The 22,359-nt window shown below is 69.6% G+C and carries 20 protein-coding genes; 3 read left to right on the top strand and 17 right to left on the bottom strand.

Annotated elements, in window-relative coordinates; translation table 11 throughout:
* Positions 1 to 130: 130 nt before the first annotated feature.
* From ACWD3C_RS22975 to pgsA, 15 genes are all read right to left on the bottom strand, one after another.
* On the bottom strand, positions 131 to 670 hold the full coding sequence (locus tag ACWD3C_RS22975) for an adenine phosphoribosyltransferase (protein WP_451146714.1): 540 nt from the start codon (positions 668 to 670) through the stop codon (positions 131 to 133).
* On the bottom strand, positions 667 to 1,779 hold the full coding sequence (gene secF, locus ACWD3C_RS22970) for a protein translocase subunit SecF (RefSeq protein WP_451146712.1): 1,113 nt from the start codon (positions 1,777 to 1,779) through the stop codon (positions 667 to 669). Before secF ends, ACWD3C_RS22975 begins: the two co-directional genes overlap by 4 nt.
* Position 1,780: 1 nt before the next feature.
* Positions 1,781 to 3,532 (bottom strand): protein translocase subunit SecD, encoded by a 1,752-nt coding sequence (secD, locus tag ACWD3C_RS22965; protein WP_451146710.1) that lies wholly within the window; start codon positions 3,530 to 3,532, stop codon positions 1,781 to 1,783.
* Between the two features lie 144 nt (positions 3,533 to 3,676).
* Complete coding sequence (gene yajC / locus ACWD3C_RS22960) at positions 3,677 to 4,174, bottom strand: preprotein translocase subunit YajC (protein WP_451146708.1); 498 nt, start codon at positions 4,172 to 4,174, stop codon at positions 3,677 to 3,679.
* Between the two features lie 166 nt (positions 4,175 to 4,340).
* Positions 4,341 to 5,435 (bottom strand): Holliday junction branch migration DNA helicase RuvB, encoded by a 1,095-nt coding sequence (gene ruvB, locus ACWD3C_RS22955; RefSeq protein WP_451146706.1) that lies wholly within the window; start codon positions 5,433 to 5,435, stop codon positions 4,341 to 4,343.
* Positions 5,436 to 5,626: 191 nt separating this feature from the next.
* Positions 5,627 to 6,232, bottom strand: a complete 606-nt coding sequence (gene ruvA / locus ACWD3C_RS22950; RefSeq protein WP_451146704.1) for a Holliday junction branch migration protein RuvA — start codon at positions 6,230 to 6,232, stop codon at positions 5,627 to 5,629.
* Complete coding sequence (gene ruvC, locus ACWD3C_RS22945) at positions 6,229 to 6,759, bottom strand: crossover junction endodeoxyribonuclease RuvC (protein ID WP_451146702.1); 531 nt, start codon at positions 6,757 to 6,759, stop codon at positions 6,229 to 6,231. The genes ruvA and ruvC overlap by 4 nt, the downstream gene beginning before the upstream one ends.
* Positions 6,760 to 6,963: 204 nt before the next feature.
* Positions 6,964 to 7,716, bottom strand: coding sequence for a YebC/PmpR family DNA-binding transcriptional regulator (locus tag ACWD3C_RS22940; RefSeq protein ID WP_451146698.1), 753 nt, complete (start codon positions 7,714 to 7,716; stop codon positions 6,964 to 6,966).
* A 48-nt stretch (positions 7,717 to 7,764) separates the two neighbouring features.
* Positions 7,765 to 8,370, bottom strand: a complete 606-nt coding sequence (pdxT, locus tag ACWD3C_RS22935) for a pyridoxal 5'-phosphate synthase glutaminase subunit PdxT (protein ID WP_451146696.1) — start codon at positions 8,368 to 8,370, stop codon at positions 7,765 to 7,767.
* Positions 8,371 to 8,376: 6 nt separating this feature from the next.
* Positions 8,377 to 9,291, bottom strand: coding sequence for a pyridoxal 5'-phosphate synthase lyase subunit PdxS (gene pdxS, locus ACWD3C_RS22930; protein WP_451146694.1), 915 nt, complete (start codon positions 9,289 to 9,291; stop codon positions 8,377 to 8,379).
* A gap of 426 nt (positions 9,292 to 9,717) precedes the next feature.
* Positions 9,718 to 10,263, bottom strand: coding sequence for a hypothetical protein (locus ACWD3C_RS22925; RefSeq protein ID WP_451146692.1), 546 nt, complete (start codon positions 10,261 to 10,263; stop codon positions 9,718 to 9,720).
* Between the two features lie 78 nt (positions 10,264 to 10,341).
* Positions 10,342 to 11,298, bottom strand: a complete 957-nt coding sequence (locus tag ACWD3C_RS22920; protein WP_451146690.1) for a formylglycine-generating enzyme family protein — start codon at positions 11,296 to 11,298, stop codon at positions 10,342 to 10,344.
* Positions 11,299 to 12,459, bottom strand: a complete 1,161-nt coding sequence (locus tag ACWD3C_RS22915; protein WP_451146688.1) for a glycosyltransferase family 4 protein — start codon at positions 12,457 to 12,459, stop codon at positions 11,299 to 11,301. It abuts the gene before it with no gap.
* The gene (locus tag ACWD3C_RS22910) at positions 12,456 to 13,403 is read right to left on the bottom strand and encodes a phosphatidylinositol mannoside acyltransferase (protein ID WP_451146686.1); all 948 of its coding nucleotides are present in this window, start codon (positions 13,401 to 13,403) and stop codon (positions 12,456 to 12,458) included. Before ACWD3C_RS22910 ends, ACWD3C_RS22915 begins: the two co-directional genes overlap by 4 nt.
* The gene (gene pgsA / locus ACWD3C_RS22905) at positions 13,400 to 14,146 is read right to left on the bottom strand and encodes a phosphatidylinositol phosphate synthase (protein WP_451146722.1); all 747 of its coding nucleotides are present in this window, start codon (positions 14,144 to 14,146) and stop codon (positions 13,400 to 13,402) included. Before pgsA ends, ACWD3C_RS22910 begins: the two co-directional genes overlap by 4 nt.
* A gap of 244 nt (positions 14,147 to 14,390) precedes the next feature.
* Between pgsA and ACWD3C_RS22900 the strand changes: the two genes are divergently transcribed.
* Complete coding sequence (locus ACWD3C_RS22900) at positions 14,391 to 16,586, top strand: elongation factor G-like protein EF-G2 (protein WP_451146684.1); 2,196 nt, start codon at positions 14,391 to 14,393, stop codon at positions 16,584 to 16,586.
* A 264-nt stretch (positions 16,587 to 16,850) separates the two neighbouring features.
* The gene (locus ACWD3C_RS22895; protein ID WP_451146682.1) at positions 16,851 to 18,527 is read left to right on the top strand and encodes a hypothetical protein; all 1,677 of its coding nucleotides are present in this window, start codon (positions 16,851 to 16,853) and stop codon (positions 18,525 to 18,527) included.
* Positions 18,528 to 18,982: 455 nt separating this feature from the next.
* Here ACWD3C_RS22895 and ACWD3C_RS22890 read toward each other — a convergent pair whose 3' ends face one another.
* On the bottom strand, positions 18,983 to 19,543 hold the full coding sequence (locus ACWD3C_RS22890) for an HIT family protein (RefSeq protein ID WP_451146680.1): 561 nt from the start codon (positions 19,541 to 19,543) through the stop codon (positions 18,983 to 18,985).
* 67 nt (positions 19,544 to 19,610) lie between these two features.
* Here ACWD3C_RS22890 and ACWD3C_RS22885 point away from each other — a divergent pair, with 67 nt between their 5' ends.
* The gene (locus ACWD3C_RS22885) at positions 19,611 to 20,270 is read left to right on the top strand and encodes a potassium channel family protein (RefSeq protein ID WP_451146678.1); all 660 of its coding nucleotides are present in this window, start codon (positions 19,611 to 19,613) and stop codon (positions 20,268 to 20,270) included.
* 30 nt (positions 20,271 to 20,300) lie between these two features.
* On the opposite strand, the gene thrS is transcribed toward ACWD3C_RS22885, so the two are convergent.
* Complete coding sequence (gene thrS, locus ACWD3C_RS22880) at positions 20,301 to 22,277, bottom strand: threonine--tRNA ligase (RefSeq protein WP_451146676.1); 1,977 nt, start codon at positions 22,275 to 22,277, stop codon at positions 20,301 to 20,303.
* Positions 22,278 to 22,359 lie beyond the last annotated feature (82 nt).

The raw sequence follows: 22,359 nt of genomic DNA, 5'->3' as shown, positions 1-22,359 counted from the left end.
CACACCCAGTTCTATAGCTTCTTCATCTCTTTTTTCTATTAATTACTCTCCAACACCATTATCACAAACTTCCCGCGGGCGCCCGGGGTGGTGCCCCCGCCCCCCACGCCTCACTGCCTCAAGAATCGTTTCAAACCGTGAGCAGCGCCTCCAACAGCGTCCCATTCAAAGTGGATTGGAGACGGCGACGGCCACCGAGGAATCCGAGCTCCATGAGGACCCCGATACCGACGACCTCCGCACCAGCGCGCCGTATCAGTCTTACGGATGCCTCGGCAGTGCCGCCTGTGGCGAGGACGTCGTCGATCACCATGACGCGGTCATCCGCACGCAGGTCCTCGGCGTGCACCTCGATCTCCGCGGAGCCGTACTCCAGGTCGTACGCCTGGCTCAGGGTCGCTCCGGGGAGCTTGCCCGCCTTGCGTACGGGGATGAAGCCGACCCCGGCGCGGACCGCGACCGGTGCGCCGAGGATGAAGCCGCGGGCCTCCAGGCCGACGATCTTCGTGGCGCCCTGGCGGACGGTGAGTTCGGCCAGCGCGTCGGTCAGCGCGGTGAACGCCGCCGGGTCGGCCAGCAGCGGGGTGATGTCCTTGAACATCACACCCGGTTCCGGGTAGTCGGGGACATCGCGGATGCGGCTGAGCAGCAGCTCCCTGACGCCGGTCATCGGCGCTTCCCGGAGGGTCGGCCACGGCCCCGGTTACGGGACGCGGGCTGGCTGCGCGGGCCGACGACGGCGGGGGTCGCGTCCTCCGGCTCGTCGTCGTACCCCTCGGCAGTGGTAGCACCGGCGGTCTCGCCCTGGGGGGCGGGCTGGGCCCGCTTGGCGAGTACGCGCTTCTTGAGGGCCTTCATCTGCGGGTCGCGCTCCTTGAGGTCGGCGACGAGCGGCGTGGCGATGAAGATCGAGGAGTACGCACCGGCCGCGAGGCCGACGAACAGCGACAGCGAGATGTCGTTGAGCATGCCCGCGCCGAGGACACCGCCGCCGATGAACAGCAGGCCGGCGACCGGCAGCAGTGCAACTACTGTGGTGTTGATGGAGCGCACCAGGGTGCTGTTGATCGAGCGGTTGGCGATCTCGCTGTACGTCCAGCGGGTCTGCTTGGTGAGGTCCTTCGTCTGCTCCTTGAGGCTGTCGAAGACGACGACCGTGTCGTAGAGCGAGTAACCGAGGATCGTCAGCAGACCGATCACCGTACCCGGCGTCACCTCGAAGCCGACGAGGGCGTAGATGCCGACCGTAATGGTGATGTCGTGGATCAGGGCGACGAACGCGGCGAGCGCCATGCGCCACTCGAACGCGATCGCCAGATAGATCACGACGAGAACCAGGAAGATACCGAGGCCCTGCCAGGCCTTGTTGGCGATCTGCTCACCCCAGCTGGGGCCGACCAGGTCGGCGTTGATCTTCTCCGCGTCGACCTTCAGGTCCCTGGCGAGCTCTTCCTTGATCTGGTCGGACTTGGCGGTGTCGGTGCCGGCGATCTGGATGCGCAGGCTGCCGTTGCCGAGCTTCTGGACGATCGCGTCGTGGCCGGAGGCCTCTTCCGCGTACTCCTCGGCCTGGGCGACCGACACTCTGGTCTCCGGGGTGGTGAAGACCGCACCACCCTGGAACTCGATGCCCATATTCAGGCCGCGGACCGCGAGGCCCACGATGGCCAGGATGGTGATCAGGATGGAGACGCCGTACCAGAGCTTGCGGTTGCCGACGAAGTCGTAGCCGACCTCGCCGCGGTGGAGCCGGGCGCCGAGGTTGCCGAGCTTCGACATCTCACGCCTCCTTCGGTTCGACGGGGACGGCGGGACGGCGGGTACGGCGCAGCGGGGGCTCGACGCCCAGGCTCTTCGGATCGAAGCCAGACCAGCGGTGGCCGTTGGCAAAGAACTTCTTCCGGGCGAGGATCGTCAGCAGCGGCTTGGTGAACAGGAAGACGACGACCACGTCGAGCAGGGTGGTGAGGCCCAGCGTGAACGCGAAGCCCTGGACCTTGCCGACGGAAACCACGAAGAGCACCGCGGCGGCGAGGAACGACACGAAGTCGGAGACCAGGATGGTGCGCCGGGCACGCGGCCAGGCCCGCTCGACGGCGGGGCGCAAGGTGCGGCCTTCCCGGATCTCGTCCCGGACGCGTTCGAAGTACACGATGAACGAGTCCGCCGTGATACCGATCGCGACGATCGCACCGCAGACGGCCGGCAGGTTCAGCGCGAAGCCGATGGCCGGACCGAGCAGCGACATGATCGCGTAGGTCAGGACACCGGAGATCAGCAGCGAGACGATGGCGACGAACGACAGGCCGCGGTAGTAGACCAGCAGGTAGAGCACGACCAGGGCGAGGCCGATCGCACCGGCGATCAGACCGGCCTGCAGCTGCTCACCGCCGAGCGCGGCGGTCACCGTAGTGACGCTCGACTCGTTGAAGGAGATTGGGAGCGCGCCGTACGACAGCATGTTGGCGAGGTTCTGAGCCTCCTCCTGGGTGAAGTTGCCGGAGATCTCGGCTTTGCCACCGGTGATGGTCGTGTTCACCTCGGGGTGGGAGACGACCTGGTCGTCGAGGACGATGGCGAACTGGTTCTGCGGCGAGGGGTTCTGGGCCAGCTGGCCGGTGATGTCGGCGAACTTCTTGCCTCCGCTGGAGTTGAAGTCCATCTGGACCTTCCAGCCCGCAGCGGACAGCGAGTCGAAGACCGCCTCGGCATCGTCGATCTCAGTGCCGTCGACGGCGACCGGACCGAGCACGAACTTCGTCCAGAGCCCGTTGTCCTCACCGCACGCGACCGTGGCTTCGGTGGGCTTGGCGCCCTTGCCCGCTTCAGCCCGCTGTGTCTCGTCACTGCAGTCGAGCTTGGCGAACTCCTCCTGGAGCTTGCTGCTCTCGTCGTCGGAGCCGGTGCTCTCGTCCTCGGCGTCGGCGGAGGCGCTCGCGGACGGCGTGGGATCGGCCTTCAGTGCGTCGGTGACCGCCCGGCCCTGCGTGGTGGCGCTGGTGGACGGCGCCGGTGACTCCGAGGAGGCAGCCTCGTCCTTGTCACCGTTCTCGTCGGCGGACTCGGAGGCGCTCGGCGAGCCGCTGGGACTGGGACTCGCGCTGGGGGCGGCCTCATCGGCGCCGGAGACCGCGCTCTGCAGCAGCGGACGGAAGTAAAGCTTGGCGGTGGTACCGACCTGGTCCCGGGCCTGCTCGGAGTTCGTTCCCTTGGGAATGTTGACGATGATGTTTTCTCGGCCCTGGGTCTGGACCTCGGCCTCCTGGACACCAAGACCGTTGACACGGCGCTCCATGATGGAGACCGCGGTGTCCATGTTGGTCTTGTTGATCGCGTTGGGCTGGCCCGGCTCGCTGACCGCTGTCAGGGTGATGCTCGTACCACCGGCGAGGTCGATGCCGAGCCGTGGAGTGGTGTGTCCAGAGGCGAACATCCCCCCGGTGAGCGCCACGATGGCGATCAGGATGAAGACCAGCGTGCGCCCGGGCTTGCCCTGGGCGCTCGCGCTTCGACCCTTCTTCGGTGCTGCCACCTTCTCGTAACTCCCTCTCGGGCCGTCCCCGCGCCGGTCGGGCGCGCGGACGGCCATGACATGGTGTCGGGACTCCGAGCGAGAACGGCACGTCCCGGGTGTCGCGGGGCGCGAGTGGATCGCACCCCGCTCCCCGGGCCGTGACTACTTCGCGTCGGACTCGCCGTCGGTCTTCTTCAGCTCTGCCTCGTCGGCGTCCTTCGCCTCGGCGGGCTCGTCGGTCGCGTCGTCGTCCGCGTCCTTCTTGCCGAGGTCGAGGCGCTTGTCGTCGGAAGCGGCGGAAGCGTCGTCGGAGGGCTCGTCGGTCTCGGTGAGGGAGGAAGCGTCGTCCGGCACGACGTCGGACTTCAGGTCGTGCTCAATGCCGTGGACGATGCGGTTGTACTCGTCGTCGGAGAGGACGGCGCCGATCGCGTTCTTCGCGAAGAGCAGTTCCACGCCCGGCCCGGCGTCGACGAGGACCGTGTCCTCGCTGACCTCCTTGACCGTCGCGTACATGCCCCCGATCGTGCGGACGCCGGAACCGGGCTGCATCTGGTTCCGCATGTCCGCAGCCTGCTGCTGCTTCTTCTTGGCCGACCGGGTCATCAGGAACATGGCCCCGATGAGCACGATGAACGGGAGGAGGGTCACGAGACTCACGGGTCGGAACTTCCTTCACACGACCGCGATGGTGAGCGGCCTGATGGATGGGGGTATGAGGTGCCGCCGACAAAGGCGGCATCGGCGGAGTCTAAGCGAGTCCGCGCGCATGGAACAACGCTCAGCATCGCACCCGGGTTCCTGACCCGGCCAATACCCCGCGCCGTCACGCCCCGAACAGGTCCTGTTGTCCGTTTCCCCCGGCTGCCCCTCGGGGCGGGGTGAGGCCGAGATGCGCCCAGGCGGCGGGGGTGGCGACGCGGCCGCGCGGGGTACGGGCGAGCAGGCCCTCGCGGACGAGGAAGGGCTCGGCGACCTCCTCGACGGTCTCGCGCTCCTCCCCCACCGCGACGGCGAGTGTGGACAGGCCCACCGGGCCGCCGCCGAAGAGCTTGAGCAGGGCCTGAAGTACGGCACGGTCCAGGCGGTCGAGACCACGGGCGTCGACCTCGTAGACGGCGAGGGCGGCCCCGGCGATGTCCCGGTTGATCACCCCGTCGGCCTTGACCTGCGCGTAGTCCCGTACGCGGCGCAGCAGACGGTTGGCGATACGGGGCGTGCCCCGGGAGCGGCCGGCGATCTCGGCGGCGCCGTCGGAGTCGATCGTGACGTCGAGGAGGTGCGCCGAGCGGTGGATGACGCGCTCCAGCTCGGGGGGCTCGTAGAACTCCATGTGCGCGGTGAAGCCGAAACGGTCGCGCAGCGGCGGCGGCAGCAGTCCCGCGCGCGTGGTGGCGCCGACCAGGGTGAACGGGGGCAGCTCCAGCGGGATGGCGGTGGCGCCCGGGCCCTTGCCGACGATGACGTCGACGCGGAAGTCCTCCATCGCCATGTAGAGCATCTCCTCGGCGGGCCGTGACATGCGGTGGATCTCGTCGAGGAAGAGGACCTCGCCCTCCTGGAGGGAGGACAGGATCGCCGCGAGGTCACCGGCGTGCTGGATGGCGGGGCCGCTGGTGATGCGGATGGGGGCGCCCATCTCGGCCGCGATGATCATGGAGAGGGTGGTCTTGCCGAGGCCCGGGGCGCCGGAGAGCAGCACATGGTCGGCGGTGGCTCCACGCGCGCGTGCCGCCCGCAGGACGAGGTCGAGCTGCTCGCGGACCTTCTCTTGTCCGATGAACTCGTCCAGGTCCTTGGGGCGCAGGGCCGCCTCGACGGCCTGGTCCTCACCGTCGGCGACAGAATCCACCAGCCGCTCCGCGGCGGAGCCGCCGAGCCGCTCGGCGGCTCCGCCGTCGGTCGTGTCGTCCCAGTTCACTGAAGTTCTCCTAGCAGGGCGTGCCGGGTGCATCGGTCGGCCGGGGGTCCGGCCCGCGGCCGGATGCCGCTGTCAGGCGCTGCGTCCCCCGGATAGCACAGCATGGGCTGTGTCTCGCGGGTCGCGGTCGGATGGGTCGTGCCCGGGGCCCTTGGAGGGGCTGTTTCCGGCCCATCTGTGAGTCCCTTCGGTCAGCGCGCTCTGTTGAGGGTCTGCAGGGCGGCCTTGAGGAGCACGCCCACCTGGGGCGCGCCCTCGGAGGCCTCGGCCTGCGGGGTCACGGCGGCGACCGCCTCGTCGGCCTCCCGGGAGGCGTACCCGAGGCCGATGAGCGCGGCGTGCAGCTGGTCGTGCCAGCCGCTGGTGACCGGCCTGCCGACCGCGGGGGCGCCGATCGGCTCGCCGAGGCGGTCCTTGAGCTCCAGAAGGAGCTTCTGGGCGCCCTTCTTGCCGATGCCGGGGACGGCGGTGAGTGCCTTCTCGTCGCCGGTCGCCACCGCGCGGCGCAGCGCGTCCGGGCTGTGCACGGCGAGCATCGCCTGGGCGAGCCGCGGGCCCACTCCGCTCGCGGTCTGCAGCAGCTCGAAGACCTGGCGCTCGTCGTCGTCCACGAAGCCGTACAGGGTCAGTGAGTCCTCCCGTACGACCAGGGAGGTGGCGAGCTTGGCCTGCTGGCCCATGCGCAGTCCGGACAGCGTGTTGGGCGTGCACTGGACCGCGATGCCGATCCCGCCCACTTCGACCACCGCGGAGTCGGGGGCGAGGGCGGCGACCGGGCCGCTGACGAAGGCGATCATGCCGTACGGCCTTTCGATGCGTGCAGGGCGACGGCCTGCTGGAGTCGGTTCTGGGCGGGGGCGCGCCAGATGTGGCAGATGGCGAGCGCAAGGGCGTCGGCCGCGTCGGCGGGCTTGGGGGGCGCGTCGAGCCGCAGCAGGCGGGTGACCATCGCACCGACCTGGGCCTTGTCCGCGCGGCCGTTGCCGGTGACGGAGGCCTTGACCTCGCTGGGGGTGTGCAACGCGACGGGGATGCCGCGGCGGGCGGCGCAGAGCGTGGCGATGGCGCTGGCCTGGGCCGTGCCCATCACCGTACGGACGTTGTGCTGGCTGAACACCCGCTCCACGGCGACGAATTCGGGCTTGTGCTCGTCCAGCCACTGTTCGATGCCCTGCTCGATGGCGACGAGGCGCCGCCCCAACTCGGCGTCCACGGGCGTACGGACGACGCCGACGCCGAGCATCGTGAGCGGCCGCCCGGGAACGCCGTCGACGACGCCGACACCGCACCGGGTCAGTCCCGGGTCCACACCGAGTACGCGCACCCCGCCCCTCCCCTCTTTGCGGCTGAACCGCCGCCGCTCTCGCGGACCTGGCTGAGCACCGCCGGGGTTGCTCAATTGTCGGTTGCGGTCCATGGACGGTGATCTTTGACTATCGCCAGGCTATCCGCTGCCACCGACAACAGCGGCGGGCCGGTGGAACGTGTCCCACCGGCCCGCCGAAACCTGCGGCATACGCGGCAGCGTCTACGCGTCGGCCTTCTCCATGATCTCGTCGCTCACGTCGAAGTTGGCGAAGACATTCTGCACGTCGTCGCTGTCTTCCAGGGCGTCGATGAGCTTGAAGATCTTCTTGGCGCCCTCCTCGTCCAGCTCGACCTGCATGGTCGGGACGAAGTTGGCATCGGCGGAGTCGTAGTCGATGCCGGCGTCCTGGAGGGCGGTGCGGACCGCGACCAGGTCGGTGGCCTCGCTGAGCACCTCGAAGGACTCGCCAAGGTCGTTGACCTCCTCGGCGCCCGCGTCGAGCACGGCGCCCAGGACGTCGTCCTCGGTCAGCTCGCCCTTGGGGACGATGACAACGCCCTTGCGGTTGAAGAGGTACGAGACGGAGCCCGGGTCGGCCATGGAGCCGCCGTTGCGGGTCATGGCGACGCGCACGTCGGAGGCGGCGCGGTTGCGGTTGTCCGTGAGGCACTCGATGAGGACCGCGACGCCGTTGGGGCCGTAGCCCTCGTACATGATCGTCTCGTAGTCGGCGCCACCGGCTTCGAGACCGCCACCACGCTTGATCGCGGAGTCGATGTTCTTGTTCGGAACCGACGACTTCTTCGCCTTCTGCACGGCGTCATACAGCGTCGGATTGCCGTCCAGGTCCACGCCGCCCATGCGCGCCGCGACCTCGATGTTCTTGATCAGCTTCGCGAAGAGCTTGCCGCGCTTGGCGTCGATCACGGCCTTCTTGTGCTTCGTCGTGGCCCATTTAGAGTGGCCGGACATCTGCCTGTCTCCTTCGCGTAACCCGTCTCTGTACGAACGCCAGAGATCCTACAAGGACTCCACTGTCCGGTTCGCGCTCACCATCTCGACGAACAGGGCGTGCAACCGGTGGTCGCCGGTCAGCTCCGGGTGGAACGACGTGGCGAGCGCGTTGCCCTGGCGTACGGCGACGATGTGGCCCTCGTGCTCGGCGAGCACCTCGGTCTCCGCGCCCACGGATTCGACCCAGGGGGCGCGGATGAAGACGCCCTCTACAGGATCGCCCTCGATTCCCCTGACGTCGACCGCCGCTTCGAAGGATTCGTTCTGCCGTCCGAAGGCGTTGCGGCGCACGATCATGTCGATGCCGCCGATGGTCTCCTGGCCCGAGCGCGGGTCGAGGATCTTGTCGGCGAGCATGATCATGCCGGCGCAGGTGCCGTAGACGGGCATGCCGTCCCGCACGCGCGCGCGGAGCGGGTCCATCACGCCGAAGAGGACGGCCAGCTTGGAGATGGTCGTGGACTCGCCGCCGGGGATGACGAGGCCGTCCACCTCGGCGAGTTCTTCGGGGCGCCGCACGGACCTGGCCACGGCGTCGGCCGCGGCCAGGGCGATGAGGTGCTCCCGTACGTCGCCCTGGAGGGCCAGGACGCCTATGACAGGAGTGTTCATGAGTGATTACCAGCCGCGGTTGGCGTAGCGCTCGGTCTCCGGGAGGGTGTCGCAGTTGATGCCGACCATGGCCTCGCCGAGGTTGCGGGACGCGTCCGCGATGATCTTCGGGTCGTCGTAGAAGGTGGTCGCCTTCACGATGGCGGCGGCGCGCTTGGCCGGGTCGCCGGACTTGAAGATGCCGGAGCCGACGAAGACGCCCTCGGCGCCGAGCTGGCGCATCAGGGCGGCGTCGGCCGGGGTGGCGACGCCGCCGGCGGAGAACAGCACGACCGGGAGCTTGCCGAGCTCGGCGACCTCCTTGACGAGCTCGTACGGGGCGCGCAGGTCCTTGGCGGCGGCGTACAGCTCGTTGTTGTCGTAGCCGCGCAGCCTGGCGATCTCGTTCTTGATCTGGCGCAGGTGGCGGACCGCCTCGACGACGTTGCCGGTGCCGGCCTCGCCCTTGGAGCGGATCATGGCCGCGCCCTCGGCGATTCGGCGCAGGGCCTCGCCGAGGTTGGTGGCGCCGCAGACGAAGGGGGTGGTGAAGGCCCACTTGTCGGAGTGGTTGACCTCGTCGGCCGGGGTGAGGACCTCGGACTCGTCGATGTAGTCGACGCCGAGGGACTGCAGGACCTGGGCCTCGACGAAGTGGCCGATGCGGGACTTGGCCATCACGGGGATGGAGACCGCGCCGATGATGCCCTCGATCATGTCCGGGTCGGACATGCGGGCCACGCCGCCGTCCTTGCGGATGTCCGCCGGGACCCGTTCCAGGGCCATGACCGCCACGGCGCCCGCGTCCTCGGCGATCTTCGCCTGCTCCGGGGTGACGACGTCCATGATCACACCGCCCTTGAGCTGCTCGGCCATGCCGCGCTTCACGCGCGCGGTGCCGGTCTCGGGGGTCTGGGCGGAGTTGGAGAGCGTGCTGGACACGGGTTCGACCTCACTCGGGGAAGAGGGTTTCTGCAAGCCTTGAGGAAACGTGAGGGAACCAGGCCACTGCAAGGGCCAATGGGGAGGCAGTGGCTCGTTTTGGTGCGGAGGAGGGTGCGGGACTGCTCCGGGCCGAAGCCGCGCCCTGTCAGGGCCGAGGTGGTTGTCTTCGCCCCTGCCGCCCCTACCCGTCCCATCCTCCAGGGGCCGCCGCCCCTTCGACCCCGCGTGGGGGCTGCGGCCCCGGATCCTCGCTGAGGGCCGGGGGTTCGGGCGGGTGAGCTGTATGTGGGTGGGTGTTGGGCGGGGGTGGGTGGTGTGGGTTGTGGGGTGGGTGCGGGTTGTGTGTGGCTGGTCGCGCCCACGCGGCGGAGCCGCATGATGTCAGAGCCCCGCGCCCCTTGCTGGGCGCAGCCCCGGGCCCCCTTACGTCCCGGCCCGGTCCACCAGTGCCGGCGGTGGCTCGTCGTCCATCTCGAAGGCCATGGGGAACGGCGCGTGGCCGGCGAGGTGGAACCAGCGGACCTTGCGGTGGCGGCGCAGGGCGCGGGCGGCGCGTACGGAGTCGTTGTGGAAGCGCCGGGCCATGGGCACCCGCCGCACGGCCTGCGCCAGCTCCTTCGTGGCCTCCTCACCCCCCGGCACCTCCCGCACCACCTCGACCTGCTGCGCCTCGGCGAACACGACCCGCAGCGCCTGGCTCAGATCGCTCTCGGCGACCTCACGCTGCTCCTCCTCGGCCTGCCGGGCCGCGTGAGCCGCCTCGTAGAGGACGATCGAGGCGGCCGGGTCGAGGACTCCGGAGGTGGCCAGCTCCTGGGCGACGGAGGCCCGGCGGAGCAACTGCGCGTCGAGGGCCGCACGGGCGGCGTCGATGCGCGCGTGCAGCCGGTCGAGCCGCCCGGCTGTCCAGCTCAGGTAGAGGCCGATCACGACGAGGCCGACCAGGATCCAGATGAGGGTTGCGCTCACGGGCGGCAAGGCTACCCGCGTGGCACCCCGCACCCGGCTACCGCGCTCCGGGTACCTTCGGCTCCGCCGGGAAGAGGGTCACTGGCCCGTGACGTCCCACGCGCACCGGAACCCGCCGTGCCCCGTCGAGGAGTCCGGCGTGTTCCTGGAACGGGCCGCGACCCGGTACCGGTTGCAGTACGAGACGTGGCACAGATACGAGCCACCTCGGATGACCCGCTGTTCGTCGCCGGGGGCGAACGAATCGGCACACCACTCCCAGACGTTGCCCGAGGTGTTGTACAGGCCGAAGCCGTTGGGCTCGTACGCGGCCACGGGCACGGTGCCCGTGGCTCCGTCCGGGCGGGTGCTGAGCCGTGGGAAGTCACCCTGCCAGGTGTTCATGCGGTCCTGCGCGAAATCGTCGCCCCAGGGGTAGCGGCGGCTCTCCAGGCCCCCTCGGGCCGCGTACTCCCACTCCGCCTCGGTGGGCAGCCGAGCGCCCGCCCAGGCGCAGTACGCGAGCGCGTCGTGGTACGAGATGTGCACCACCGGGTGGTTCTCGCGTCCCTCCACGTCCGAACCGGGACCCTCGGGCGCGTTCCAGTACGCCCCTTCGACAGCCAGCCACCAGGGCGCCCCGGCGACGGCACCGAGGACGGCGCCCCGCGCGCGTGGGTGCAGCAGCAGATGGAACACGAACGAACTGCCGTACCGTTCCGCCTCGGTGCGGTACCCGCTCTCGCGCACGAACTCGGCGAACCGGGCGTTGGTGACGGCGGTCGTGCCGATACGGAACGGCTCGACGGTGACGGTCCGGACGGGCCCCTCGGCGTCCTCGGGATAGCCCTCGTCGAAGGCGTCCCCCATCCGGAACTCCCCGCCCGGCAGGAGCACCGCCCCCGTGTCGTGCGCGGAACGCGTGTCGCCGCGCGGCCCGGGGGCGGTGAGTTGGAAGAGCGAACCGTCTCCCTCGCGCGCGGGGGCGCAACACGAACCCCCATGGGCAGCCGATATGTCCGTGTGCCGCTCTCGCGGCGAGTGGTCAGTGGTCATTCAGTCCCGTGCCAGTCCCAACCGTGCCCGCAGCCCCGTCCGCTCGTCGGCGGCCACGGCGGCGGCGCCGTCCGTGACCGTCTCGTACACGGACAGGATGTCCGCCCCGACGGTCGACCAGTCGAAGCGCCGTACGTGCGCGCTCCCCCGCTCGCGCAGTTCCTCCCGTCGTGCCGGGTCGCCGAGGAGCCGTACGGCCGCGGCGGCCAGCGCGTCGGCGTCCTCGTTGGCGAAGAGCTCGCCCGCCGCGCCCTGGTCCAGTACCTGCGCGAAGGCGTCCAGGTCGGAGGCGAGCACGGGCGCGCCCGCCGACATCGCCTCGACCAGGATGATCCCGAAGCTCTCGCCACCGGTGTTGGGGGCGACGTACAGGTCGACGCTGCGCAGCAGCCGTGCCTTGTCCTCGTCGCTGACCATGCCGAGGAACTCGACACGCGGGCGCATCTCCTCGGGCAGGGACTCCACCGCCTCCTTCTCGTCGCCGCGTCCGGCGACCAGGAGCCTGGTCGCCGGACGTGCGGCGAGGATCTTCGGCAGGGCCCGCATCAGGACCGGCAGGCCCTTGCGGGGCTCGTCGATCCGGCCGATGAAGCCGATCGTGTCCCCCTGCCAGTCGGGGTTGGGCTTGGCCCCGACGAAGTAGTCGACGTCGACGCCGTTCGGGATGACGACCGCGTCGCCGCCCAGGTGTTCCACGAGGGTGCGGCGGGCGTACTCGCTCACGGCGATCCGCGCGCTGATCTTCTCCAGGGCCGCCTGGAGGATCGCGTACGCGGCGACCATCGCCCGGGAGCGTGGATTGGACGTGTGGAACGTGGCGACGATCGGGCCCTGTGCGGCCCAGCAGGTCAGCAGGCCCAGCGACGGCGAGGTCGGCTCGTGGATGTGGATCACGTCGAATGTGCCGTCGTGCAGCCACCGGCGCACCCGGGCCGCCGACAGGAACCCGAAGTTCAGGCGGGCGACCGAGCCGTTGTACGGCACCGGGACCGCGCGGCCGGCCGAGACGACGTACGGCGGAAGGGGTGTGTCGTCGTCGGCGGGCGCGAGGACGGACACCTCGTGCCCGAGGCCGATGAGGTGGTCGGCCAGGTCACGGACGTGGAACTGGACGCCGCCCGGCACGTCCCAGGAGTACGGGCAGACGATGCCGATCCTCACGGTGTCTCCCCGTCAGGATTCCCATCTGGATCCCCGTCAGGAGCCCGTGCGGGGTCCAGGTCGGCGAGCCACAGTCGCTGCAGCATGTGCCAGTCCTCCGGATGGTCGGCGATCCCCGTGGCGAAGGCGTCGGCCAGCGCCTGCGTCATGACAGACGTCTGCTCCGCGCGCGTACCTGACTCGGGTACCTCGATCGGCGGATGCACGCGCCCCTGCATCACGGGCGAGTCGTCGTACCAGAGTGTCACCGGCAGCAGCAGCGCGCCCGTCTGCTGGGCGAGGAGGGCCGGTCCGGCGGGCATACGGGCCGTGTCGCCGAAGAACTCCACCTCGACCCCCGACGCGGACAGGTCGCGGTCGGCCACCAGGCACACAAGGCCGCCGTCCCTCAGGCGCCGCGCCAGGGTCCCGAAGGCGCTGCCCCCGGTGTGCGGCAGGACCTCCATGCCGAGGCCCTCGCGGTAGGCGACGAAGCGGTCGTACAGCGTCTCGGGCTTCAGGCGCTCGGCGACCGTCGTGAACGGTGTCTTCAGCTTGGTGGTGACCCAGGCGCCCGCGAGGTCCCAGTTGCCCAGGTGCGGCAGCGCGATGATGACGCCCTTGCCGGAGGCGAGGCCGTCGGTCAGGTGGTGGACGTCCTTGGGGTCGAAGCCGGTCCTGACGCGCTCCTCGCTCCACGCGGGGAGGCGGAAGGACTCCATCCAGTAGCGCAGGTACGAGCGCATGCCCGCGCGGGAGAGCGCGGCGAGCCGCTCCGGGGTCGCGTCGGGCACCACGCGCGCGTAGTTGCTCTCCAGCCGCCGTACGCTCTTGCCGCGCCGCTTCCAGGCGATGTCGGCGATGGACCGGCCGAGGCGCACGGCGACGGGCTCCGGGAGCTTCTTGACGGTGCTCCAGCCGACGCCGTACAGCGTGTCCGCCAGCCGCTCCCGCACCCTGCTCACGGAGCGGCCTCACTGCTCTGCTGCGAGGCGTTCTCCTGACCGTCCGCTTCGGCTGCCGCGTCCGCCTCCGCGGCCTCCCTGCGTACCGTGACGACACGCTGGACCAGTGTGACGAGACTGCCGACGGCGACGATCCACAGGGCGATCGGCAGCAGCACGTGGATGCCGGGCACGCCGAAGGTCTCGAAGCCCGCGAGTCCGGCCGCGACCAGCGAGATCACCAGGCGCTCGGCACGCTCCACCAGGCCGTTGACGGCGACCGGCAGGCCGATCGACTCGCCGCGGGCCTTGGTGTACGACACGACCTGGCCGCTCGCCAGACAGAAGATCGAGACGGCGCACAGGATGTTGTTGTCCCCGCCGCCCGCGTACCAGAGGGCGAATCCGCCGAAGACCGCGCCGTCGGCCACCCGGTCGAGCGTGGAGTCGAGGAAGGCGCCCCAGCGGCTGGAGCGGCCGAGCTGGCGGGCCATGTTGCCGTCGACGAGGTCCGAGAAGACGAACAACGTGATGACGATCGTGCCCCAGAAGAACTCGCCCCGGGGGTAGAAGACCAGCGCGCCCGCGACCACCCCGGCGGTGCCGAGGAGAGTGACCGTGTCGGGGCTGACCCCGCGACGGATGAGAAACGCGGCGAACGGTGTGAGGACACGCGTGAAGAATGCACGCGCGTACTTGTTCAGCATGGCCTTCCCGAGGGTCGGTTTCGCCGGGCGGCCCCTGCTGGCCACCGGCTGGCCCATCGTAGCCACGCGCGTGCGTGTACGACGGTCGGGCACCCGCACACGGGGCCACCCAGTCCGGCGCGGACGGTCCGCCCGTCCCCGGCCACCGGTGACCTACGGGCACGATCGCGTCCGTCGTATGGACGCACCGTGACGGGAGTGGAAAGCTCGAAGACACCGCGGGCGTCATCGGAGCCGCCATCGCACGCGGATCCGCATGTCCGCGCCCACAGTGACCTCACCGTGCACGGGAGGCAGGATCATGGGCGACAAGGCGAACGCACACCCCGGAGCCGCCGGCAGGGCTACGGCGGCCGACCATCCCGCGTCCGTACGGAATGTGGTGCTGGTCGGCCACTCCGGATCGGGCAAGACGACTCTGGTGGAGGCTCTCGCGCTGACGGCGGGAGCGGTGAACCGGGCGGGCCGTGTGGAGGACGGCGGCACCGTCTCCGACTACGACGAGATCGAGCACCGGCAGCAGCGCTCGGTGCAGCTCTCCCTGGTACCCGTCGAATGGGACGGGTACAAGATCAACCTTCTGGACACTCCCGGATACGCCGACTTCGTCGGGGAACTCAGGGCCGGTCTGCGGGCGGCGGACGCGGCCCTGTTCGTCGTCTCGGCCTCGGACGGGGTGGACGGCTCGACGCGGATGGTGTGGGAGGAGTGTGCGGCGGTCGGCATGCCGCGGGCCATCGTCATCACGCATCTGGAGGCCGCCCGGGCCGACTTCGACGAGATGACCCGGATCTGCGCGGAGGCCTTCGGCGCGGACGACCCAGACGCCGTACTGCCGCTGTACCTGCCGCTGCACGGCCCGCAGGGGCCGGACGGGCACGCGCCCGTGACCGGGCTGACCGGGCTGCTCCCGCAGCGGCTGTTCGACTACTCCTCCGGGGAGCGCAAGGAGTCCGAGCCGGGGGCCGACCAGCTGCCGCTCATCGAGGAGGCCCGCAACCGGCTGATCGAGGGGATCATCGCCGAGAGCGAGGACGAGACCCTCATGGACCGCTATCTCGGCGGCGAGGAGATCGACGTCAAGACCCTCGTGGAGGACCTGGAGCGGGCCGTCGCGCGCGGGATCTTCTTCCCCGTGCTGGCCGCCGCCCCCGCGGCCGAGGGTTCCCGGCAGGGTCTCGGCACGGTCGAGCTCCTCGAACTGGTCACCGGTGGCTTCCCGACCCCGCTGGAGCCCGTGGCGCCCACGGTGACCACGCCGGACGGCAAACCGCGCGAGATCAAGGCCTGCGACCCGGGCGGGCCGCTGGTCGCGGAGGTCGTGAAGACGGCCAGTGACCCCTATGTGGGCCGCATCTCGCTCGTACGGGTCTTCTCGGGCACCCTGCGCGCCGACGAGACGGTGCACGTTTCCGGGCACGGTCTCGCGGACCGCGGGCACGAGGACCATGACGTGGACGAGCGGATCGGCGCCCTGACGACGCCGTTCGGGAAGCAGCAGCGGACCCTCACGCACTGCATCGCGGGTGATCTGGCGTGTGTGGCGAAGCTGAACCGCGCGGAGACCGGGGACACCCTTTCGGCCAAGGACGACCCGCTGCTCATGGAGCCGTGGGAGATGCCCGACCCGCTGCTGCCGCTCGCCATCCAGGCGCACAGCAAGGCGGACGAGGACAAGCTCTCCCAGGGGCTGGGCCGGCTCGTCGCCGAGGACCCGACCATGCGGCTGGAGCAGAACCAGGACACCCACCAAGTGGTGCTCTGGTGCCTGGGCGAGGCCCACGCGGACGTCGCCCTGGAGCGGCTGCGCAACCGGTACGGCGTCCAGGTCGACGTGATCCCGCACAAGGTCTCCCTACGGGAGACGTTCGCCGACAAGTCCGCGGGGCGCGGCCGGCACGTCAAGCAGTCCGGCGGGCACGGGCAGTACGCGATCTGCGAGATCGAGGTGGAACCGCTGCCCGGCGGTTCGGGCATCGAGTTCGTGGACAAGGTCGTCGGCGGTGCCGTGCCCCGGCAGTTCATCCCGTCGGTCGAGAAGGGCGTAAGGGCCCAGGCGGGGAAGGGAGTTGCGGCCGGGTACCCGCTCATCGACGTCCGGGTGACGCTCCTCGACGGCAAGGCGCACTCCGTGGACTCGTCGGATGCCGCGTTCCAGACGGCGGGAGCACTCGCGCTGCGCGAGGCCGCGGCCGACGCGAAGATCCATCTGCTCGAACCGGTGGCCGAGGTGGCGGTGCTGGTCGGTGACGACTACGTGGGCACCGTGATGAGCGACCTGTCCGGGCGGCGCGGCCGGGTCGTCGGCACGGAGCAGGCGAACGGGGGGCGCACGCTCGTCCGGGCCGAGGTCCCGGAGATCGAGATCGGGCGGTACGCCGTCGATCTGCGCTCGCTCTCCCACGGCACCGCGCGCTTCAGCCGGCGGTACGCGCGTCATGAGCCGATGCCGCCGCAGGTCGCCGAGAAAGTCCGTGAACAGGCGAAGGAGAACTGATGGTTCGGACTGGCGGTTCGGACTGATCGTTCGGCTCCCCACAACCGTCGGCGGACGGCTTTGGCCGTCCGCCGACGGTTGAGGACGGTTGTGAGGGTCTTGAGTTGTCCGCCGACGGATGTCGGTGGGTGCGGATACGCTGATCACTTGATCGCGGTTGTGGCCTGATCTCTGTTTGATCGTGTAGTGATCAGGGCGATCAACTGATCAACAGGTGTGCGGAGTACGGAAGTCGGGAAGGGCCGCAGCAGCGGAACTGTGGCGATGGGGGCGGCGGCGGTGGCGGACGAAGGATTCGATTTCACACCCGGGGCACAAGTCCCGCTCACGGGCTCGGCCGGACAGACGGCGGCGACCTTCGCCCTGGCGTCCGCGGCCTATCGGGACAACGAGGTCGAGGAGATCCTCAAGGCCAACAACGAGTGGCACAAATCCACGGTCAGTAAGGGCCGCAAGTGGGCGACGATCTTCCGGCCCAACCTCGGTGAGGCCTTCTCGCTGGCGGTGCGGGACCGGATGCTGGGGGCCGGCCGCAAGCCGCTCATCCAGTCCTTCGGCACCGAGCCGCAGGTCATCGTGGAGCACTGCCTGGCGGCGACCAACATCCGCAGGGAGCGGGACAACTGGCTCTCGGCGGTGATGGTGCTGTGCGGGGTGCTCTTCCTGCCAGGGCTGCTGCTGTGGCTGCTGGTCTTCCAGATCCGGACGACGATCGGCAAGCGCGAGGACAAGCGCGCGGGTGCCCTCGCCACCACGCTGCTGGTCGCCGTGGGCGCCCTTGCCGTGATCTTCCTGCTGCGGATGCCGTTCACCGGGTTCTGGGCCTGGTACGCGCGTGCGTGCATCATCCTGCCCGTGGTCGGCTGGTTCTGGGCCAAGCAGATCTGCGAGCGTACGGCCAAGGATCTGCGGGATCGCTGGGACAGCCTACTGTCGGGTGGCGGTGTCGGTGCCAAGATCCCCGAGGCGGTGCCCGGCAGTCCCGGCGAGAGCAAGGCCGAGCAGCTGCGCAAGGAGCTTGCCCGGCTCAGCGCGGAGCAGCGGTCCAACGTGGTCTTCTACGCGGGGCCCAAGGGCATACTCGGCATGGGCACCCGGTGGGGCAGCTGGCAGCTGGCCGAGGACCTGGTGCCGGCCGATCCCGACAAGGAGATCCATCCGTTCAGGAGTTGGGACGTCATCCGGTCGGTGCACGACCAGTTGCGGATGCTGGAGCGGGGGCCGCTCAACACGGGTGGTTTTCCGACTCCTTCGCTCACGCACTGGGTCGTGAAACCGATCGGTGAGAACGCCGGTGCCGTGGCGCGGCCGGAGGGTACCGACGTCGAGGCATACCAGATCAAGTCCCATGCGATACAGGACGTCTGCAACAAGCAGCACTTCGGGAGCGGGGACCGGCACTACCTGGGTGTGCAGTGGACGCTCTGGGACGGGCAGTTGATCATCACCATGCTGATCAACGTGACCGTGCTGCACCAGACGTTGCGCATCGAGGTCACCGGGCATGCGCTGGGTCCGGTGCACTCGCTGTTCACCACCAAGCCGGCGGCCAAGGAGAAAGAGGTCCAGAAGTCGATCAGGTTCTGGGAGACCCGGAAGGTGAAGCTCCCACTGGTCGACACGGACGAGGTGGTGCGGCTGGCCGCGCGGGCGCCGCTGACCTGGTATCCGCCACTGCTGAACTGGCTCGGCGGGTCGATGGCACTGCCCGAGCCGTTCGGGCTGCGCCATGCCTGGGCCGATCAGCCGTGGCGGCACCGGTTCATGGCCGACGACGCGCTGCGGGCCGCTACGCCTGTGCTGCGGGTGGTGCATGCGGCCGCGATCAAGGTGCTGGAGGAGAACGGAGTGAACACCGAGAAGTTCGGTACACGCTCGTCGTTCCTCAGCACGGCTGTGCAGGATGTTTCGCCTCGGAAGGCGGACGTCTACGACGCGTAGTGCCTCCGGCGGTTGAGCGGGGGGGGTGCGTTGTGGCGTGGGGTTGCGTGCGGTTGGTTGTCGGTGGTCGGTGCTCCTGCGGTTGGTTGTGAGTGGGCGGCGCGGGTGGCTGCCGTCCGGGGGTCGGCGCGTCCGGTGCGTTGTGGGTCGGGGGCGCGCCGGGGGTCTCCGTCCTCGGTCTGACGCGACAGCTGTGGAGGGGGCGCACGGCCAACCTTTGTTGTCGCGACATCCGCTGCGGGCGGACACTCCCCGACCCACCCCCTTCCCGCCGTACGCGACCGACCGGCACGCGCGGCCGCAGGCACACCCGCCGCCTGGCCGCCGACGGTACCGCGCCGTCGTAGCTGCGGGCAGTCGTGCCGCTGGGGCGGCACGGGTGGGCGCGGCGGCACCCGGCATGCGCCGGTGAGCGGACCCGGCCTCCGCCCCAGCACCTGGAGGGCCGCTTCAGCTCAGGTTGTCGGCCAGGCCTCTGCGAGCATTTTGCGGGTGTCGGCCAGGAGCTGGGGGAGGACCCTGGTGTGGCCGACGACGGGCATGAAGTTGGTGTCGCCGCCCCAGCGGGGCACGACGTGCTGGTGGAGGTGGGAGGCGATGCCGGCGCCGGCGACGCTGCCCTGGTTCATGCCGATGTTGAAGCCGTGGGCGCCGGAGGCGGTGCGGAGGGCGGTCATGGCCTGCTTGGTGAGGGTGGCCAGCTCGGTGGTCTCAGGGTCGGTGAGGTCCGTGTAGTCGGCGACGTGGCGGTAGGGCACGACCATGAGGTGGCCGCCGTTGTACGGGTACAGATTGAGCACCGCGTACACCTGCTCGCCACGCTTGATGATCAGGCCGTCCTCGTCGGACTTGGCCGGGATCGAGCAGAACGGGCAGCCGTCGTCGGCCCCCGGGCCGCTCGGCTTGTTCTCGCCCTGGATGTAGGCCATCCGGTGGGGGGTCCACAGGCGCTGGAACGCATCCCGTGTTCCGACTCCGATCTGCTGCTCCGGCTCACTCGTCATGCAGTGCAGCATATGGCTTCGCCCGTTCGCGGCGTGTCGCCGGGGTTCTTCCGGAGGCGTCCGGGGCCAAGCTGAGCCGATGGACGACGACTCTCGCGCGCTCCGCCGGGAGCGGCTGACCGGGCGGATCCTTGCCGTGACGTCCGTGCTCTTTCTCACGTCTTATGCGGTACGGGTGCTGGCCGACGGTCTGCCTGAGGTGTGGCGGCGTGTATGCCTGGTGGTGACGCTGGCGGCCTGGGCCGTCTTCGTCGTCGAGTACGTGACGCGCTGGCGCTCCAGCGGACTGCGGCTGCGGTTCGTGTGGGCGCACTGGCTGGACACTCTGGTGCTTCTGCTGCCGCTGCTCCGGCCCCTTCGGGTCGTGCGGAACTATGAGTCCGTGCAACGGCGGCGCCACTACCGGCCCCGTCTCGCCCTGCACGCGCGCGTGGCCGTGTATTCGGGGCTGTCCGTGTTCTTGTTGGGGTTCGCGGGGGCCCTGGCCGTCTATCAGCAGGAGCACGCGGCGCCGGGTGCGACGATCCGTACCTTCGGGGACTCGGTGTGGTGGACCTGCGCCACGCTCGCGACGGTGGGGTACGGGGATGTCGCGCCCGTGACGCCGCTGGGGCGGGTCATCGCGGTGGGGCTGATGCTGTGCGGGCTGGGGTTGCTGGGGACGGTGGCGGGGGCGTTCTCGTCGTGGCTGGTGCAGGCGTTCGCGCGGGAGGACGGGCGGAGGCCCTCGGGGGACTGAACTCCCGAGGGCCTCCGGTCGGGCGACGGCTCAAACCTGTACGCGGTCCTCCACGACCTTCGCGATCTTGGCGATCGCCTCGTCGACCGGGATGCCGTTCTCCTGCGAGCCGTCGCGGTAACGGAAGGAGACGGCACCGTTGGCCATGTCCTCGTCGCCCGCGATGACCATGAAGGGCACCTTGGCCTTCTGGGCGTTGCGGATCTTCTTCTGCATGCGGTCGGAGGAGGAGTCGACCTCGACCCGCAGCCCCTTGCGCTTGGCTTCGGTGGCGAACTTCTCCAGGTACTCGACGTGCGCGTCGCCGATCGGGATGCCGACCGCCTGGACGGGCGCCAGCCACGCCGGGAACGCGCCCGCGTAGTGCTCCAGGAGCACGGCGAAGAAGCGCTCGATGGAGCCGAAGAGGGCTCGGTGGATCATGACCGGGCGCTGCTTCGAGCCGTCCGGGCCCGTGTACTCCAGGTTGAAGCGCTCGGGCAGGTTGAAGTCGAGCTGGACCGTCGACATCTGCCAGGTACGGCCGATGGCGTCCTTGGCCTGGACGGAGATCTTCGGACCGTAGAAGGCGGCGCCGCCCGGGTCGGGGACGAGCGGGAGGCCCTGCCGCTCGGCGACCTGGCGGAGGGTCTCGGTGGCCTCCTCCCAGGCCTCGTCGGAGCCGACGAACTTCTCCGGGTCCTTGGTGGACAGCTCCAGGTAGAAGTCGGTCAGGCCGTAGTCGCGGAGCAGGTTCAGGACGAAGGTGAGCGTCTTTTCCAGCTCGTCCGCCATCTGCTCCTTGGTGCAGTAGATGTGCGCGTCGTCCTGGGTGAAGCCGCGGGCACGGGTCAGGCCGTGCACGACGCCCGACTTCTCGTACCGGTACACGGTCCCGAACTCGAAGAGTCGCAGCGGCAGTTCACGGTACGAGCGGCCGCGCGCGTCGAAGATCAGGTTGTGCATCGGGCAGTTCATGGGCTTGAGGTAGTAGTCCACGCCCTCGTCGAGCTGCATGGGCGGGTACATACCGTCGGCGTACCAGTCCAGGTGGCCCGAGACCTCGAAGAGCTTCCCCTTGGTGGCATGCGGGGTGTAGACGAACTCGTAGCCCTCTTCCTCGTGGCGGCGCCGCGAGTAGTCCTCCATGACCCGGCGGATGACGCCGCCCTTGGGGTGGAAGACGGCGAGGCCGGAGCCGATCTCGTCCGGGACGGAGAACAGGTCCAGTTCGTTGCCCAGCTTGCGGTGGTCGCGCTTCTCGGCCTCGGCGAGGAAGTCCAGGTGGGCCTTCAGCTCGTCCTTGGACGGCCAGGCGGTGCCGTAGATGCGCTGGAGCATCGGGTTCTTCTCGCTGCCGCGCCAGTAGGCGGCCGCGTTGCGCATGAGCTTGAACGCCGGGATGTTCCGGGTGGTGGGCAGGTGAGGACCACGGCAGAGGTCCTTCCAGCACAGGTCGCCGGTCTTGGCGTCCAGGTTGTCGTAGATGGTCAGCTCGCCGCCGCCCACCTCGACGTCCGCGCCGTCGTCCGAGGAGGCCGAGCCCTTGAGGCCGATCAGCTCCAGCTTGTACGGCTCCGACGCCAGCTCCTCGCGGGCCGCGTCGTCGGTGACCACACGGCGCGCGAAACGCTGGCCGCGCTTCTGGATCTCCTGCATCTTCTTCTCGATGGCCTTGAGATCCTCGGGGGTGAACGGCTTCTCGACGTCGAAGTCGTAGTAGAACCCGTCCTTGACCGGCGGTCCGATGCCGAGCTTGGCCTCCGGGAACAGCTCCTGCACCGCCTGCGCCATCACGTGCGCGGTGGAGTGGCGCAGGATGCCCAGGCCGTCCTCGGAGGAGATCTCGACGCCCTCGACGGTCTCGCCGTCCTGCGGCTGGTACGCGAGGTCCTTGAGCTCGCCGTTCACGCGGGCGGCGACGATGGTGCGCAGGCCGGTGAAGAGGTCGGCGGCCGTAGTGCCCGTCGTCACCACGCGTTCTTCCCGCTCGGAATCGCGTTGGATGATCAAACGGACGTCGGACACCGGTTTCTCCTGACTGAAGGGCGAGTGCGTACGCGTCCGCGTACGCAGACAGGAATCGTACCGAGCCCGGCGTCCTGCTCGC

The organism is Streptomyces sp. NPDC002845 (genome assembly GCF_053591955.1).
The sequence above is the reverse complement of the archived record's forward strand: the minus strand, read 5'-3'. Positions and strand labels throughout refer to the sequence as shown.